At 50.9% G+C, this 625-nt stretch carries 1 pseudogene; it reads left to right on the plus strand.

The features are described from left to right. Positions 1-625 (plus strand): annotated as a pseudogene (locus R7R24_RS28060) (two-component sensor histidine kinase); the annotation flags it as partial.

Raw genomic sequence — 625 nt, forward strand, 5'->3', positions numbered from 1 at the left:
GCGATAAAGAAGGCCTGACCACCACAGTTAAAAGCTTAGCACTGAGTGCTTCTTCTACCATCGCCTTCTTTCAAACCCTCCCTTCGGAATATCGCCACTTGGTGCTCAATCAACTACGCAACATGGGTGGTACGCGCTTTTTCGTCTCACTCAACAATCACCAGATTGACGTCGACCCGCTGCCAGAGAGCGAGCGCAAAACGTTGGTCATCAACCAAGTTCGTGAAGTATTAGAAAGCGAGCTGAGCGGCATTCCTAATATCGAGGTGGAGTTCACCCACCGCGACAAACTCAAAGTGTTCAACAACGAGCTACCTATCGATGAACTGCCGCTATTGTGGGCGCATTGTTCGCTTTCGTTTGGTGACCTCAATCCGCCTATTCTGGTGATGCAGGTCGAAGTCGCACAGAACGAATGGTTTTATCTCGCGGCGGTGCTACCCGCGCCTTACATCAACCTAGAGACTAACTATTTTGAGCTGCGCCAATGGCTGACGCTATTGGTGTCCGCGCTAATGCTGTTGCTGTGTACCTGGTTTATCGTTCGCAAAGAAATTCAACCAATTCGAGAGCTGGCAAAAGCCGCAACCCTGATGTCGAGCCGACTAGACGTGCCCGAAGTCTC

The sequence above is a fragment of the Vibrio sp. 704 genome (assembly GCF_033339295.1).